This is a genomic window from Hydrogenoanaerobacterium saccharovorans, from assembly GCF_003814745.1.
Taxonomy (GTDB): domain Bacteria; phylum Bacillota; class Clostridia; order Oscillospirales; family Ruminococcaceae; genus Hydrogenoanaerobacterium; species Hydrogenoanaerobacterium saccharovorans.
Map to the genome: position 1 here is coordinate 1,603,932 of NZ_RKRD01000001.1, position 16,824 is coordinate 1,620,755.

The 16,824-nt window shown below is 40.2% G+C and carries 12 protein-coding genes; 8 read left to right on the forward strand and 4 right to left on the reverse strand.

Annotation, left to right across the window (positions count from 1 at the left end; translation table 11 throughout):
- Positions 1-4: 4 nt before the first annotated feature.
- The 4 genes from EDD70_RS07540 to EDD70_RS07555 all read right to left on the reverse strand — a co-directional run bounded on the left by EDD70_RS07540 (position 5) and on the right by EDD70_RS07555 (position 9,352).
- Positions 5-1,738, reverse strand: a complete 1,734-nt coding sequence (locus EDD70_RS07540; RefSeq protein ID WP_092754448.1) for a sensor histidine kinase — start codon at positions 1,736-1,738, stop codon at positions 5-7.
- A gap of 52 nt (positions 1,739-1,790) precedes the next feature.
- The gene (locus EDD70_RS07545) at positions 1,791-3,425 is read right to left on the reverse strand and encodes a response regulator transcription factor (RefSeq protein WP_092751407.1); all 1,635 of its coding nucleotides are present in this window, start codon (positions 3,423-3,425) and stop codon (positions 1,791-1,793) included.
- 264 nt (positions 3,426-3,689) lie between these two features.
- On the reverse strand, positions 3,690-8,225 hold the full coding sequence (locus EDD70_RS07550) for a glycoside hydrolase family 97 N-terminal domain-containing protein (protein ID WP_092751404.1): 4,536 nt from the start codon (positions 8,223-8,225) through the stop codon (positions 3,690-3,692).
- Between the two features lie 467 nt (positions 8,226-8,692).
- On the reverse strand, positions 8,693-9,352 hold the full coding sequence (locus EDD70_RS07555) for a sporulation initiation factor Spo0A C-terminal domain-containing protein (protein ID WP_092751402.1): 660 nt from the start codon (positions 9,350-9,352) through the stop codon (positions 8,693-8,695).
- A 179-nt stretch (positions 9,353-9,531) separates the two neighbouring features.
- On the opposite strand from EDD70_RS07555, the gene EDD70_RS07560 reads away from it, so the two are divergent.
- The 8 genes from EDD70_RS07560 (at position 9,532) to EDD70_RS07595 (ending at position 16,818) form a co-directional block, all read left to right on the forward strand.
- Positions 9,532-10,104, forward strand: coding sequence for an acetylglutamate kinase (locus EDD70_RS07560; RefSeq protein WP_162840772.1), 573 nt, complete (start codon positions 9,532-9,534; stop codon positions 10,102-10,104).
- Between the two features lie 421 nt (positions 10,105-10,525).
- Positions 10,526-11,443 carry a GntR family transcriptional regulator YhfZ gene (gene yhfZ / locus EDD70_RS07565; RefSeq protein ID WP_092751400.1) on the forward strand — a complete coding sequence of 306 codons (918 nt, stop codon included), beginning with the start codon at positions 10,526-10,528 and terminating at the stop codon, positions 11,441-11,443.
- Between the two features lie 15 nt (positions 11,444-11,458).
- Positions 11,459-11,812, forward strand: coding sequence for a PRD domain-containing protein (locus EDD70_RS07570; protein ID WP_092751398.1), 354 nt, complete (start codon positions 11,459-11,461; stop codon positions 11,810-11,812).
- A 70-nt stretch (positions 11,813-11,882) separates the two neighbouring features.
- Positions 11,883-12,236 (forward strand): DUF2620 domain-containing protein, encoded by a 354-nt coding sequence (locus EDD70_RS07575; RefSeq protein WP_092751396.1) that lies wholly within the window; start codon positions 11,883-11,885, stop codon positions 12,234-12,236.
- 27 nt (positions 12,237-12,263) lie between these two features.
- A complete protein-coding gene (locus EDD70_RS07580; RefSeq protein WP_092751394.1) occupies positions 12,264-13,562 on the forward strand; it encodes a YhfT family protein in 1,299 nt (432 codons plus the stop codon).
- A 79-nt stretch (positions 13,563-13,641) separates the two neighbouring features.
- Entirely contained in the window at positions 13,642-14,538 is an 897-nt protein-coding gene (locus EDD70_RS07585; protein WP_092751392.1) for a phosphotriesterase family protein, read from the forward strand.
- The gene (locus tag EDD70_RS07590) at positions 14,535-15,644 is read left to right on the forward strand and encodes an aminotransferase class V-fold PLP-dependent enzyme (protein WP_092751390.1); all 1,110 of its coding nucleotides are present in this window, start codon (positions 14,535-14,537) and stop codon (positions 15,642-15,644) included. Before EDD70_RS07585 ends, EDD70_RS07590 begins: the two co-directional genes overlap by 4 nt.
- 13 nt (positions 15,645-15,657) lie before the next feature.
- Entirely contained in the window at positions 15,658-16,818 is a 1,161-nt protein-coding gene (locus EDD70_RS07595; RefSeq protein WP_092751388.1) for a YhfX family PLP-dependent enzyme, read from the forward strand.
- Positions 16,819-16,824 lie beyond the last annotated feature (6 nt).

The window sequence follows — 16,824 nt, forward strand, 5'->3', positions numbered from 1 at the left end:
TCACTTAATCCTCCTTGTTCTGCTTCGTATTATACTCAATACAAGGCAGATGGATTCTCACCGTTGTTCCATACCCAAGTTGGCTCAATATTTCAAGACCATACTGTAAACCAAAGGCAATCTGTATGCGTTCATGTACATTTTTCAGCCCAATTCCCGAACCCTTAGAGCGTATCTTTTCCGTTCCCATAAGCAGCAGCCGGCAAACCTCCGGAGAAATCCCGTCCCCATTATCTGCCACATCAATGTACAAATCATTGTTATTTAAATAGGTTTTCACCATAATTTCTCCCTCCCCTTCCATCAGCTCCATTCCATGATAGATCGCGTTTTCTAGCAAAGGCTGCACAATCAGTTTAACCGTAGAAAGATTTAGTGCACGTGGATCTGTGTCAAACTTGACGGAGAATTTATTCTGGTAGCGAACCATTTGGATCGTGAGGTAATTCTTGGCATGTTCCAATTCATCCGCGATGCAAATAATATTCTTACCTTTGCTCAAACTAATGCGAAATAGCCTTGCCAGCGAAGTTACCATTTTATTTGCCTCGGCAGTGCGTTGGTTCTCAACCATCCATACGATTGAATCAAGCGTATTATAGAGAAAATGAGGATTAATCTGGCTTTGCAGCGCGTCCAATTCACTTCTCCTTTTTGCCTCTTGTTCCAGTACAATATCATCCATCAGTTTACGCATCTGAGTGGCCATTGAGCGAATGGTGATGCCAAGGTGCTGAATTTCATACGATCCGCCGACCGCTATATCAGCATTTAAGTTGCCTTCTTCCAACCGTTCCACGGATCGTTGTAAGTTTTTAATCGGCTCTGCAATTTTAGATGAGACCTGCTGATTGATAAAAATCGTTAAAATAATGAGTAACATTATGATAAATAATGAAAGTAGTTGGATATGAGAATAGTTCGCAGTAATATCCTTCATAGGCATTACCCCTACAATCTTCCATCCTGTATACCCTACTGATTTTACTGTAACTACCTGTTTTTCCCCGTGAAAAGTCTCCACAAAATCTCCATCGTCATATTCTGCCATGTTAATGTTGTTTTCTTTAAGCAGTTTTGAGTAGATCAGCTGTTGGCGTGGATGATAGATAATATCCCCCTCATTGTTAATAAGATAAATATACCCTGATTTTCCGAGATTAACGTCTCGAAAGAGTTGTTCGATACCCCAAAAATTCATATCTACCAATAAAACTCCAGGATGCACCTCGCCATTTTGTGTAAGCTCAACAGCACGTGAAAGAGACACAACCCAGCGATAGCGGCAATCAGGGTCGTCAAAAAGATTTTGTACGTGCGGAGTTGAAAAGTGCATATTTTCAATTTTATCAAATGCGTTTTGAAACCACTGCTGCTGCGTGGGCACTACATCCTTTTTAAGCTTTGCCAGCGGGGCACAGCTAATGAGCTTGCCATTTTCACTCAGCAGCACAATACTGATTAAAAGGTCCTTGTTGGCATCGTAAAGCAGGGTCATTTCATCATCAATTGAATTGTACGAAAGGTCGTTTCGCTTAATCACACGGTAGTATATTGAATCGGATACTCGCCGCATATTCCGAAGATATACATCAAGATTGAGATTTACTTGTTCAACTACCCGCCTGTTGTTCTGTTTCATCATAATCTCGCCTGTAGAAAAAAAACTCGTTAAGAGTGCGACACCGAGCAATAGCATTCCGGTTAAAGCTACCACTGTAAAAGAAAGAGAAATCATATACTGAATACTTTTTTGGCGGTAAGGTATAATCAACTTGTGCCACACTTGTTTAATGTGTTTCACATTTCATTACTCCCCTACTGCGATATTTTACAGGTGACATTCCAAACTGTTTTTTAAAAACGTAACTAAAATATGTAGATTCATTGTAGCCTACCTTCTGAGCGATTTCGCTTAACAAGCATTCCGTTGTGTTCAACAGCTTTACTGCCTCATTCAATCGTACCTGTGTTAAATAACTTACAAAGCTTATTCCGGTTTCACGTTTAAATAGGGTAGAAAAATGGCTGGTACTTAAATGGAGATAGGAACATATTTTTTCAAGCGACATCTCAGCATCTGAATAGTGTGCTTGTATATATTGTTTTGCCTCTTCTGCGATTCGCTTGGTCATGTTCATCCGTTCTTGCCTGATGAGTCTGTTAATTTTACTGCAGATATATTGCAGCCATTCCTTCAATTCTTCCAGTGAATTAAAATCTGCTATAGATAGTAAACTATCAAAACCTTTTTCTAAAAACTCAGTACTTTCGAGATGATAGTCCCTAATAATTTTTAGTAGCTCTGTTATTAACTCCATCAAGAGCAATTGGTACTGTAAAAGCTGATATCGTTTAGCATAAAATAATGATAAAAATCTTGAAATCTCGTTTGTAATTTCTTTGAAATCTCCAATTATTATTGCAGAAATAAGTTCGTTAAAATTGTATTCTACATAATCGTGCGTTGCTACATTCTTAGGCTCCATATCATCTATATAGATTGCTCCACTACTACCGGCTAATACACAATATCGTAATGCACTTTTTGCCCCTCTGACAGAACACCATAATGAGGAAAGAGATGTGCAAAGCGAGCCTATTCCAGCTGAAATGTCAAAAAGCAGATAGCGCTGCACTTGCTTGCAAACCTGGTCCATCCCATTAATAAAGCTAACCATTTCATCCTGTCCGCTGAGCATTGCCAGCACTGCAACAAAATCTTGATAGAGAGTGGTTTTAAATGAGCAATAGGGCGGTAAGTTTTCTTCAATTAATTGCTTAATCATATGCGGAATAAGTTCTTTTCGACTAGTTGTGGTATATTGAGTTTCATTTTTGTGAATGCCATAATGTGGTTCTACTAGCGCAACCGCCCAAAACGAGCCCGCAAAAGATATTTCATAGAGCCCTGCCTGCTCCAAAATCCACTGCTCGGATACATTTCCGTTAAACAAGCGATTGAAGAGTTGTTCTCGAAGAATAGGAAGGCTTCTTTCGTACTGTTCGCTTAACTGCTTAATATTGCATTTTTGGGCGAATTCATTATCCAATTTATCCTTAACTCTGTTTAAAACACCAATTAGTTCTTGAGAATCAATTGGTTTCAAGACATATTCTGTTACATTTACCTTGATTGCCTTCTGTGCATATTCAAAATCATCAAACCCTGTAAATATCACCAACTTTACGTCACGCATCATACGGTGAAGGCGCTCGCATAGCTCTAATCCATCCATAAACGGCATCTTAATGTCCGTCATTACTACATCAGGATGCAAGTTCTGCGCTAGTTCCAACGCTTCTTGCCCATTTCCGGCAGTTGCCACCAGCTCAAAATCGCTGCGTTTCCAATCAATTTTTTGCCGAATTCCTTCCCGAATGCTTTCTTCATCGTCTACAATCATAATTTTGTATAAAAACATATCGTTGTATCCTTTCTGCAATTAAAATAATAATTGGATGGAACTAAAAAATTTATGTTAATATTTAGATATTTATTGACAGGCAACTCAAAAGAGGCTCTTATTTTAGTTTTATATTCATCTCTCTATCTCATAAAAAACTTTGTTTTTGCAGAACTATGTTGTTTTCATTATAAATATAAACTAATTTTTAATATGGAACAACAGGCGGCACAAAATGTACCGCCTGTTGCGAAGAAAAGTGAAAAATAGGGTAAGTTAATTCTATTTATCCAATCCATTTTTATGTCTTTTATAAATAATGGAAGCAGCAATACTTGGAATTGCAAGACCTGCAACAATCATAACTACCCATGGTATTTTATGAGTTGTTTCTATCGGTTTGGAAACAATCTGTTCATCCGGTATTGCAGGAACTGTTTCTTCGGGTATTGTATTGAGCACTGCTGTATTGGATAATGGGGCTTCTACGCTTATACCACCAGTTTCAGGATTATTGTTTTGCACTGTTGTGCCTTTAATTGCTTTTGTAATCGGTGTGGTACTTATTACATAGTCAGAACAATGGGTAACGGAAAACTCAAACCAACCATTTGCATCTACTATGACATTCGATTTAACAAGTTCCAGCTGGTTCTTGACCGGATTATAGTAGTAAATATAAATCGTCTTACCCTTATATTGTTCCGACTGAACACAAATTGTGGTTTTACCGGGAAGCTTGCCCTCATAATTAAAGTAAAGATTTGTGATATCTGCATTACCAACTAACTTGGAAATTGCTGTTTCATTAGGAGAGTCTACGCTGATTCTTGTATCAAAGTAAACCACACCAGGCATAGAGTTGATTATATCTTTGCCTTCAAATATCCATTTGTACCATTCACCATTCAGTGTAATGGATTTATTTTTGTTTCTTTGAAGTTCATCGAATATACTTGTACTGAAATTATAATTACTGCTAACGTCTACCAATACATTGGCATTGTCAGGCGCACTCTGTAGCTTTTGTCTTATATCCGATACTGAAGCCATATTGGGGACAAAATTATTGGAAGAACTTTTTGCGGAATGTTTAGGTTCAGATATGCCTTGCACCACTACGCTGATGTTTGCCTTTAGGTTTAATGGGTTGGTAATGCCGTCAGCCATAGTAAGCGTACCGGTAAATTCATACGTACCTGCGACATTCGGATTGTAACCATCTTTGCTCCACATAACCGCAAAGTCTTTTTTAGCACCAGTTAAAAGAGTTGTGTTTACTGTTGCAGGCAGCGCTAATTGTTCAAAAGCTGTACCTTGTTTTACTGTAATGCTACTTGGTTTTGAAATGTCGGCAATCGTTGTGGATGGGGTATTCTGCTGCATCACTATGCTGATGCTTACCTTCAGATTTGAAGGGTTGGTAATGCCGTCAGCCATAGTAAGCGTACCGGTAAGTTCGTAGGTACCTGCAGCATTTGGATTGTATCCATCTTTGCTCCATACAACCGCAAAGTCTTTTTTAGCACCTGTTGAGAGAGTTGCATTTACTGTTGCAGGCAGTGCTAATTGCTCAAAAGCCGTGCCTTGTTTTACTGTAATGCTGCTTGGTTTTGAAACTTCGGTAATTGTTGTGGATGAGGTATTCTGCTGCACCACTACGCTGATGCTTGCCTTCAGGTCTGATGGGTTGGTAATGCCGTCAGCCATAGTAAGCGTACCGGTAAGTTCATAGGTACCTGCAGCATTTGGATTGTAGCCATCTTTGCTCCACACAACAGCAATGTCTTTTTTAACACCTGTTGAAAGAGTTGTGTTTACTGTTGCAGGCAGCGTTAATTGCTCAAAAGCTGTACCTTGTTTTACTGTAATGGTGCTTGGCTTTGAAACTGACATAACCGAAACATTTGTTGGGGTTGCAAAATTTATAACCTTACCGTTTACTGTAAAGTCTTCGAAGACAACGGGTATTGGACCGTATTTATTGTTGCCACAAACAGCATGAACACCAATTTTAAGGTTTTTGCCCTCTTTTGATACCTGTTGTGGTTCATGTGAGTTTTTAATCGTAGTCCAGTCAGTATTATTGTAACTAAATGAAGATTTTATAGTGTCTCCGATTTTTTCAATCTTCAGCCATACTGCTTCCTGACTTGGCATTGTATCTGCTGCTTGGTCGGTCGTCCAAGTTCTATTATCAGGACGCCATCCAGATTCATTAAGTGTATAAGTTTCAAAACAGTTTCTTCCCGTGAATCTTCTTCTAAGCGATAAATTCACTTTATCATCTTGGAAAACTGACAAACCAATTGCCTGATTTTGTTGATCCAACTGTGAACTTTTAATTTTTACCGTCATAGTGAAGTCACCTTCCGGTGCATCCCTATAAAGGAAATTTTTAAAAGTAAGAGCACTTCCAATTTCACCTGGTAATATTGTTAACTCTAACTGGTTTTCTGCCAAAAGCTTTCTATATATGGGTATCTCCTTTACAAAACTCCAACCATCTGCCAGTTTATACGGGTCGTCCAAAACAGTTACTTTACACTCTGCTTTTATAGCAGGGTTTTTTGAGGAACTAGCTGTGATTGTTGTTTTGCCGGGCTTTAATGTAGAAACTACGCCACTATTGCTTACAATTGCGGCATCAGGATTGCTGGTAGACCATACTACCTGATCATAATCGTAACAATTGATATCTGTAGTTACAAACAGGCTGAGAGATTGATTAATCGATAGTGTCTCATTTGTCTTATCTAATTGTATCGTACCTATTGTTTGTGCCTCACCCTGTGTAATTTTGACGATACATCCTCCTCCGGGGGACATGGGAATTGTCAGCGTGGTTTCAGAGGTTACTTCTTTTTGCTCTACAAGCAAATCATTTTTAGTTGCTCCATCTTTATAAATCGTTGCATGATAACTTTCACCGGGTTTTAGAAAAACAAGAGGTATTACTGCATCTCGTTTTTCAGAATCGCTTCCGTTATTGTAGGTATTGATAGATGCAGTATACCAAATATCTTGGCTTCTGCGTGCAACCGTTACAAACTGCCCCGGCAGTCCGTCAATATATTTTGTTTCATCCCATGCAGCAGGAAGATTTTGAAGTAAAGGCAGCCCCGGGCTCCTCTCATAATCTTTAATGGGGCTTGCCATACAGGGCAGACCGGATTCAAACACAAAGTTAATTGCCAGCTGTTGTGCGGTTGTAATGTTGGTATTAGTTTTTGGATAAATGAACGGAGTAATATCCGTAGGACCTACTACGCCACGTGTGAAAGCCTGCATCGTAAATTGGCTTGCATTAGTTGAGCCTTCCTCACCCCTAATTGCTTCACGGTTGATTGCGTTCGGCCAAGTTCTAACTTCACCTGTAGGCTTATTACATCCGTGAAGATTCATGAGCATATGCTGCTTTGCACATTCTTTATACAAGTCGTTCATCAACTGTATGCGATCTTGAGATTCTCTATCAAAGAAATCTACTTTGATACCCTTGATACCCAAATCTGACCACTCTTTTAAAATTTGACGTTCCTCTGGACTATCTAAATCTCTACAATTGGTCCACGCAATCAGCCCTACATTTTTGGCTTTTGCATAGTTAAGTATACTATTTGGGTCGTCCGGATTAGCAGGATCATAGAAAAACGGGAAGTAACCTTCGTAAATTCTACCGCTACTCTTATCCTTTGCTTGCGGCTGCCAGCCTTCATCCATTATATAATAACTCCAGCCCATTTTAGATGCAAAATCAATATTGCTCCTTACAAAATGCTCATCGTATTGAGCCTCTGATTTGCTGCCCTCTGGTGATAGCCATCCCCATCCGGTAACACCGGGTTTAATCCACTCATCAGCATCATCAATTTTATTTGCAGGGCTTACGTTTTGCACCATAGTGCTTTCTACAATGTCGCCCAAATTGCCCGAAATTGCCAATCTCCAAGGTGATTTAAAGGGTACTTTAGTTTTTACATTTGTTTTCTGCTGAGATACAAAATCCAGGTTAAGTTCGGTAGTAGAACCTTTACGTTTTACAGCTGACCCTGTATAGCTTCCGTCCAGATCTGCTTCAGTAAGCAAAGTCCAGGCATCGTCAGGCGTTTTGTACAGAAACGGAAGTGTTTGTAGACTATTGTTTAAATTTTCTATTTTTTTCTGTTCAAAAGGACCTTCATGGCTAAATCTGTCTTGCGAGTCAGGTGTGTGAGCCTGTGTTGTAATATCGGAGTTTGCAGGAATTATAAAACTGGTAGTCTCATCTGATATTTCAATAGCTGCTGGAGTACCATCTGCTTTACAAATTCCACAACGGTAAGCAATACCGTCGTCATATGCTCTTACAATTACATCAAATTCCATATTGCCTTTTGTAAAGGTGTAGGTGACTTCGTTGGCATGGTCTTTGTACTCCGCTTTTTTGCCGGAATACATTTTGTACGTTTCATTAATCTCTTTCACTTCACTGGTGCTCTTATAAGTAAGGCCTTCAGAGAAGTCTCCAAGCGTGGTTACCATACCAATAGGAGATTTTTCAATAATCGTTTTACCATCTTGGGTTGCAGAATAATAAATTTTACCTTCTTCTAAGCTAATACTAAATGTAGACCTCTGCCCCGGCGATTTTACAATTGAATTCTGTAAAGAACCACTGTCCAAATAACCGCTATCTGAATAACCGCTGTTTACGGTTATTCCAGAATCCATAACATTTTTTTCTGCTGTCTGTGCAAATGTGTTTATCACACTGCCCAATGACATCTGAAGTGCTAAGGTAAGTGCTATAACCGATTTCCAATTTTTAATGCCCACGATATCCCCCTCTTTCCTTTATCTTACATCAATTATATTGAACCAGTTATTTTAATTCAACAAATTCTAGCAAACTCAATATAAAATCTATGATGTATAGAAAGAAATTGTAAGTTTAAGCAAAATAATTGCCGGTTTTGGAGAGTTAGGGTAAGGATAACATTTGGGTTTTTGAGGGTGTAGTGGGACATGAACCCGCACCCTACCAAATAAACTGAATATTTTATAAGAATTAAGACCGATGGTTTAATCTTGGAGTAAATTCAAGAACATAAATCATCGGTCTTTTTTCACTATACCTTGTCCCCCGCCCTTTGTCGTGCGATGTGTGACCCGTTTATCCAATGCGCTGAGCCCTTGCTGGTTGTGTAAAGTTATTTACAGACAAGATGTCTTTGCACTGATGCAAAGCACATACACCTTACGTTGCTTGCACATGTCTGATTCCATTTTATAGGCTTGTTCTCCTAAAAAATCACATTCTTATATGCTATCTTAATGTTGTGCTTTGTTGCAAAATTAATCTCGCCCTGCATTCCTTTTGAGATGGTGCCGCCAAATACCCACATTTCAGAACAAATGCTCAGCAGATGCAATCCTATTGCAAGTGCCCGCTCACGCTCTTTCGGCTTATCATTGTTGAGCAAATCACGGTACATGAGGTGCGGTGCGATTGGCGTGTATCCTTTGCTAAGCGCGTAAATGCTATACATCTGTGCGCGGTTGAGATTTTCGGCTACGTTGCCCCTGCAAGGTGAGCATATATAAACAAACGTGCAAGACTCAAGTTCTGCAACTGATTGTTCTTGCAGTTCTTGTGATAAAAGGCTTAAATAAATTCTCGAGATAAAATGCGCATTATTGGGTTGTTTTCCGGTTGATGATTTAAACAGGTGCCTCAGCAGCTCTGTGTTCCCGCAGCTGAAAGCCGCATTAATTGCGTGCCTTATGTTTCGTTCAACTCTGCTTGGTGTGGTTCCGCATTTACAAGCCAACTTTGCATATAAGTCCATTATGCTGTCTGCTTCACCGTACAGGCTTATTGCATCGGTCAGCAATGTAAAGCCTTTAATTGATGTCGGGATTCCCAATTCAAGAATAATGTGTTGAATGTCTTTTTTGTTCATTTAGTGATTTCTCCTCGATGTCAATTTATCTACACTTTTATGTAGACATCTTTTTATTATCCTTTATATTCTAAGTTTGCGAAAGATAAATAATTGTATTTTATAGCTACTTCTATTACAAAAGGCAGTAACCAATGTTGTTTTTTTACATATAATATAGAAATGTTAGGAGGGTACGCATGTATAATTCTAATTATGCAAATGAAAATATTTGCTATACTTACAACCAAATCCAACTAATAAACGAATTCAGAAAACTTTGGGAGCAGCATATCATGTGGACTAGATCGTTTATTATCAGTTTGGTAAATGATTTGGGGGATTTGGACCCAGTAACCACACGGCTTTTACGCAATCCAACTGATTTTGCAAATTCGCTCAGACCGTTTTATGGTAATGAAAAGGCAGCTAAGTTCGAACAACTCCTGAAAGACCATTTGCTGATTGCATCTCAACTGGTTACCGCTGCAAAAAAAGGAGACACTCAGGCTGTTGATTCATTGCGTAAAAAATGGTACGAAAATGCGGATCAGATTGCTATGTTTTTAGCACAAATCAATCCTTACTGGAATCAGCAAACGTGGCAAATGATGCTTTATGAACACTTGAAGTTGGTGGAAAACGAGGCTGTTACAAGAATTTCAGGTCAATACAATGAAAACGTTTCCCTATTTGATAGTATGGAAAAACAAGCTTTAGCAATGGCAGATCAGATGTCCTATGGTATTATCAATCAGTTTTATATTCAATAACAATTTTCCTCCTGTTAAAATGCAGGAGGTTTTTTATCTTATCGGTTTCTCCGCTTCGGAAGGCTTGATGATGGCTTGATTTTTGCTTCTTTGTGCAAGTCCTCTCTGCATAGTATTTGAGCTGTTTGCTCATCTTTGTACCGAGTCACTATTGAATATAGTGATTATGTATTTCCCTATAGAAAATGGACAGCTTATAAAGGAATAAGCACAAGCGATAAACCCTACACTGGGCTTATCGCTTATGCTTTATAGTAACTAATTTATTTGTGTGCAAATTATTTTTTGTATAATGATTACGAAATTCGCAATATATATTCGTCAAAATTAACAGTATCGTTTTTTATGAGTTTATGATATTATAAAAATACAATATACAAAATTTTGTATATTAAAGTCTTTTGGTAATGGAGGAGCTGCATTGGATTCTATTTTGATGCAAAAGGCTGGGCTCGCAACTAGGGACATTGCTCGCATTATTGCCACATTAAACGACGGAGACAGGTTGCCAACTGTTACACAATTGAGCACCAATTTAGAAACTGCACGGGGCAACATTCAGCTTGGGCTGGATAATTTAAAAAAAATGGGAGCTGTCGAGTTAACTCCGCGTGGACATTTGGGTACATTCGTTTCTAACATTGATTATCTCAAGTTGCTGCAAATATGCGGGAAGGACGGGTTTGTAGGAGTTATGCCACTTCCCTATTCTAAACGTTATGAAGGGCTGGCAACAGGTATTTATTCCTGCATTAATGCAGATGGACTTCGTTCCGGTATCGCATTTATGCGCGGTTCGGAAAATCGCATTAGAAGTTTGAACGAAGGCCGCTACGACTTTTTGGTATTAAGCAGGCTATCTTTCGATTATTACAACGAAAATGGGCATTTTTTAAAGCAGATATGTAACTTGGGCGATAACAGCTATGTTGGAAAACATATGGTTATCGTGCGAAAGGGGTTCAGTGGGAACTGGGATAAAATAAGGGTTGGGATCGATGATTCTTCCGTTGACCAGCGATTGATGACGTTGTCTTATTTTTTGGATAAAAAAGTAGTGCTGATTCCTATGATATACAATCAGATATTTTCTTATCTGCAAAAAGAAACAATCGATGCAGTAGTTTGGAATACCGATGATATGGATTTTGAAGCCAGAGGTTTTGAAACATGCGCGCTGAATGATTTTGATATGTGCAGCCACGCTTCACAGGCGGTGATTGCTTGCAGAAATGACGATACTCTTACAGCAAGGCTGCTTGAACAAATGCTATCGGTTCACACGATACAACAGCAGCAAACAGAAGTTATAAACGAACAACGTGTACCAAGATATTAATGGAGGTCTTTTTTGATGAGTTTGGAATTACGATTAGGGATTCTGCGCCAAAGCGAAATGCTTAGCGATAACAATTACCATAAAATACAACAAGTTATCTCTTATTTTAAAGAAAAGCAGAATATCGATTTGAACGAAGAAAATGCTGCAACATTTATTACTCATTTATGCAGCTCGCTTGAGCGGATTAGTAAAGGGGAAAAAATCAACGAAATTGACAAAGACGTCTACAGCTCTGTAAAAGAAGAATCTACTTTTGACCAAGCTGTATTAATCAGCAAAGATTTGCAGGCAATGCTGCCTGAAATTCCTGATTCAGAATTGAAGTTTATTATTATGCATATTGGGGTTCTTTTAGGAAGGATATAACCACTGCCAGCACAATATCAGTAAGAAGGCTGTAATTTTTTATATAAATCTAAATTGAGGAGGAAAATGAATGGAAATTGTAGTAGGCGGGCAAATCGATAAGCAAAAGATTGCAGATTTGGCGTGTTCTATTGCCAAGGACAAGGCGAATGTTCGGGTAATGGGAGATATTGAAGCCGCGATGGCAGTCAAAAATGGTGATGCTGATATTTACTTGGGTGCCTGCAACACGGGCGGCGGCGGTGCGCTTGCCATGGCGATTGCGCTTTTGGGTATGAACCAATGTGCAACAATATCTATGCCGGGTACGATTAAAAGCGAAACGGAGATTGCGGCGGAAGTGAAAGCAGGGAAAAAAGCTTTTGGATTTACAGCACAGCACATTGAAACCCTTGTACCGCTTATTCTGAAGTATCTGCTCTAAATTCATTTTTATTGAGGAGGGTTTTGTTTGGAAATTTTAAAATTTGTGATTATTGGATTAATTGGCTCTCTCGCTTCGATTCTTTCCAATACAGGAATTGCGGTATTTAACGATGGGTTTCGTCCTGTTATCCCTGAATATCTCGAAGGGCGTATGGACCGTAAGGCTTTGGCAGCCACAAGCCTTGCAATCAGTTTTGGTTTGATTATTGGGTTCGCTATTCCAACATCGTTGGCAGCCAGCATTATTTTAATCCATTGTATTTTGTTAAGTACAGATGTTATTGGAACTATGTGCCCCTCAGGCAAAAAAGGGATGATTGCGGCGGGCGCTTTAGGTGCTGTTTATGGCGTTGGTTTGCTTTTTGGTTTGCAGTTTATCGTCGATTTGTTCAACAAACTGCCTATTAACTTCTTATCTTCGCTTGGCATGGTTGCAACACCGATTACTGTTGCATTTGCCATCTTCCCGGCAGTTACAGTCGGGTTGCAGTTTGGTTATAAAAAAGGAATACTGACAGCTGCTATTACTCTTTTGGTTCGACAAGTTGCGGAATTATATGGTAAGTTTACTTTGTCCGAAACTTCATCCATCGTGCTGAACAAAGATGGTATGGCGCTGCTTGCCGGTATGATTATTATGATTGCATTCGCCATCATGGATAAGCAGGATCAGAGCAACTCTAATGAAATGCTGACAAAAATCTTTGAAGAAAAGGTCAAGCGGATTCGTAAATCGATGCCCATTCTTATGGTTATGGGTGGTTTGATTGCTGCCGGTACCAGTATGGCTATCATGGCAGGTGATCCTATCAGTTTGAACCTTTTGGCAGAAGGTAAAAACGGAGAAGCCGCACTGACCGCTTTTGCCCGCGCAATCGGATTTATCCCGCTGGTTGCTACCACTGCTATTACAACCGGTGTATATGCACCGGCAGGTATGACATTTGTATTTGTAATTGGTCTTGCAATCCGCAATCCCATTATCGCATTTGTAGCAGGCGCCATTACAATGGGGCTTGAAATTATCTTGCTTAACCTTATTGCAAAAGGTCTGGACCGCTTCCCCGGTGTAAAACGCTGTGGTGATAATATTCGTACAGCAATGAGCAGTGTGCTGGAAGTTGCACTTTTGCTCGGTGGTATGATGGCGGCACAGGCAATGGCTCCCGGGTTTGGATTGTTTGTGATTATCGGTTTGTTCTGTTTGAATAAATGCAGCAAAAAGCCTTTGGTCTCTATGGCGATTGGACCGGTCGGCGCAATTGTAGTGGGCTTACTTATTAATGTACTGTACCTATTGAAGTTGTTTGTTCCTGCAGCATAAGTTTGATTGAGACAATAAAAGGGCAGTTTTTATAAAGCTGCCCTTTTACTTCTTCAAAAAGCAAAAATGAGGTATAAAAATGAGCTTATTTAAAAATATTATCTACGCACACGAACATACAACCATTGATTTATCCGGTATTAAGCAAGATATGGATTGTTGCTTGGATAACAAAACGGATATCATAGAAGAATTCGGTAAACTGGCACAGCTTGGCGTTTCAAGAATTATAGATCAGACAAATAACGGTATGGGGCGTAACCCGAACTATGTTCGGGAGGTCTCCGAGGCTGTAGGGATAACCATCGCACAGTCAACCGGTTACTATAAAGAGCCGTTTCTTCCCGAAGAATGCTATCGAATGGATGAAAAGCAGCTTTCGTCCAAAATGGTATCTGAATTGACAAACGGCATAGAGCAAAGTGGTATTCGAGCAGAGTTTATCGGCGAAATCGGTACAGGCAAGGACTGCATCCAACCTGTTGAAGAAAAAATATTTTGTGCAGCAAGCCGTGCTCATGCTGATACTGGCGCATCAATTTGCACACACACCACGCTGGGGACTTTAGGAATCGAGCAAATTGCTATTTTTCAAAAGTATGGAGTGGATTTGCAAAAAGTAGTTCTAAGCCACATTGACTTATCTGGAGATTTGGACTATATGCTTAGGCTTTTAGATAAAGGAGTCAACATTGCTTTTGATACGGTAGGAAAAAATAATTATCAGCCGGATGAAAAGCGGGTTGAATGGCTGTTAGAACTGTGTAAACGCGGCTTTAGCCCGCAAATTGTGCTGAGTGTAGACATTACCCGAAAATCGCACTATAAAAAGAACGGCGGCATTGGTTACGCATATTTGCTCGAATCGTTTGTGCCTGCATTGCTTGATGCAGGATGTTCCCGCCAAAACGTTGAAAATCTGCTGGTTCACACACCGGCTCGTATCTACAACAATCCAGAAAGGGATGTATTATGAAAACGTATCCGCTTCATTCCATTACAATAGAACAGGCAAAACAACTTCAATTTCATGCAATTGATTGTATTACTCGGCATTTTGACGGCTATGAGGTGTTAAGCACAGGTGACCTCGGTGTTGTAAAAGGGTTGAATAAACCCAATTATACCTTCAAGGCAGAAAAGGTTTTTGCAGATTTTTTTGGTGCACAAGATGCATTGCTGGTTCGCGGTGCGGGTACGGCAGCAATCCGTTGGGGACTTGTGAGCATGATGAAACCGGGAGAAACTATCTTACTGCATCAAGCACCCATCTACCCTACCACAAAGGTAGCGATAGAGACTATGGGGCTGAAAACCATATATGCAAACTTTAACTCCCCCGAAGATGTTGCCTATGTAATCGGTAAACATCAAAACGAAATTTCAGGTGTTCTCATCCAGCATACACGGCAAAAAATAAATGATGCCTATGATTTGGAAACAGTAATTAAGCAAATAAAGGGTCTACTCCCGAATGTTCCAATTCTAACCGACGATAACTATGCGGCTTTAAAGGTGGAAAAAATAGGATGCCAAGCAGGGGCAGAGATCAGCACCTTTTCTTGCTTTAAGATTTTAGGCCCAGAAGGCATTGGGGTACTGGTGGGTGACAAAAAATACATTCAGCGTGCCGGCAGCTTTCAGTACTCGGGCGGGAGCCAGGTACAGGGGCATGAGGCAATGGAAGCATTAAGAGGGCTTGTATATGCTCCGATGGCATTGGCAGTGCAATCGGAGGTAAATGAAGAACTCGTTACTCGGATTTGTTCGGGAGAAATTCCGGGTATCAAGCATGCTTTTTTAGCCAATGCACAAAGCAAAATATTACTGGTGGAGTTCGAAGAAGAAATTGCAGAAAAAGTTCTTGAAGTCACTCCCAAATATGGTGCGGCAGCACATCCGGTGGGCAGCGAAAGCAAATACGAGTTTGCCCCCATGATTTACCGCATTAGCGGAACCTTTCGCCAGCAAGACCCCTCACTCGAAAAACGAATGATTCGAATTAATCCTATGCGCAGCGGCCCTGACACAGTTCTTCGTATTTTAAAACAAGCTATGGACGAGATTGCGAAAGGCTGCTAAGGGGGATTTTTAGATGTTTTTAAATACTACAATTGAAAAAAACCGCGCTCTTGTAGAGTTTGCTTTTTGGGCACAGCGCAGCGGCGCAATTTTACCCGACACCTATTTGCTGGATTTGGACACATTAGAAGAAAATGCACAATTGATTCAGCACGAAGCAGATGCTGCCGGAGTATCCCTTTACTTTATGCTAAAACAAATCGGAAGAATTCCCGATGTAGCAAAAAGGCTTATGGAAATTGGATACAGCGGTGCCGTGTGTGTTGATTACAGAGAAGCACTGACTATGATGCGGGCAGGTGTTCCGCTGGGGCATGTTGGGCATTTGGTACAAACACCTCGCGCCGCACTTGAGCAGATTCTGGCATCACATCCACAGATTATGACCGTCTATTCTTTGGAAAAAGCTGCAGAAATCAATGCAGTTTGCAGCAAACTGGGGTATATCCAGCCAATTATGCTGCGCGTTTTAGGTAAGCAGGATATACTTTACCCCGGGCAGTACGGCGGATTTGCACTGGAAAATATGGAGGCTACCATAGCACACCTGCAAACCTTAAAGAATATTCGCATTGCCGGAGTTTGTTCTTTTCCATGCCTTCTGTATAACGAAGAAAGGCAGGATATTGTGCCTACTCCTAATATGCAAACTGTCAGAGAAGGCGCGGCTTTTTTAAAGAAAGCAGGATACCAAAACCTACAGCTCAATATGCCATCCGCCACATGCATGCACAGTATCAAACTTATTGCTCAAAACGGAGGAACACATGCCGAACCGGGACATGGTTTGACAGGCACGACCCCCTATCATGCAGTTTGTAGTGCTGATGAAGAACGACCAGCATTGGTTTATGTCTCTGAAGTGAGCCATAATCTTGGTGATAAAGCTTATTGTTACGGGGGCGGTCATTATCGACGCGGCCATCTACAGCATGGGTTGGTGGGTACAAGTATTGATGATGCCCGCTTGATGGATGTTACTCCGCCAACCGATGAAAGCATAGACTATCATTTTGAACTGTCAGAGAACGCCCATGTATCCCATGCTGTGGTCATGAGTTTTCGCACGCAAATATTCGTTACACGCAGCGAAGTAGCTATTGTAAGCGGTATTTCCAAAGGAAAACCGCAAATATGCGGGGTCTATTCATCCTTAGGTGAAAAACTAAAATGAAAGGAT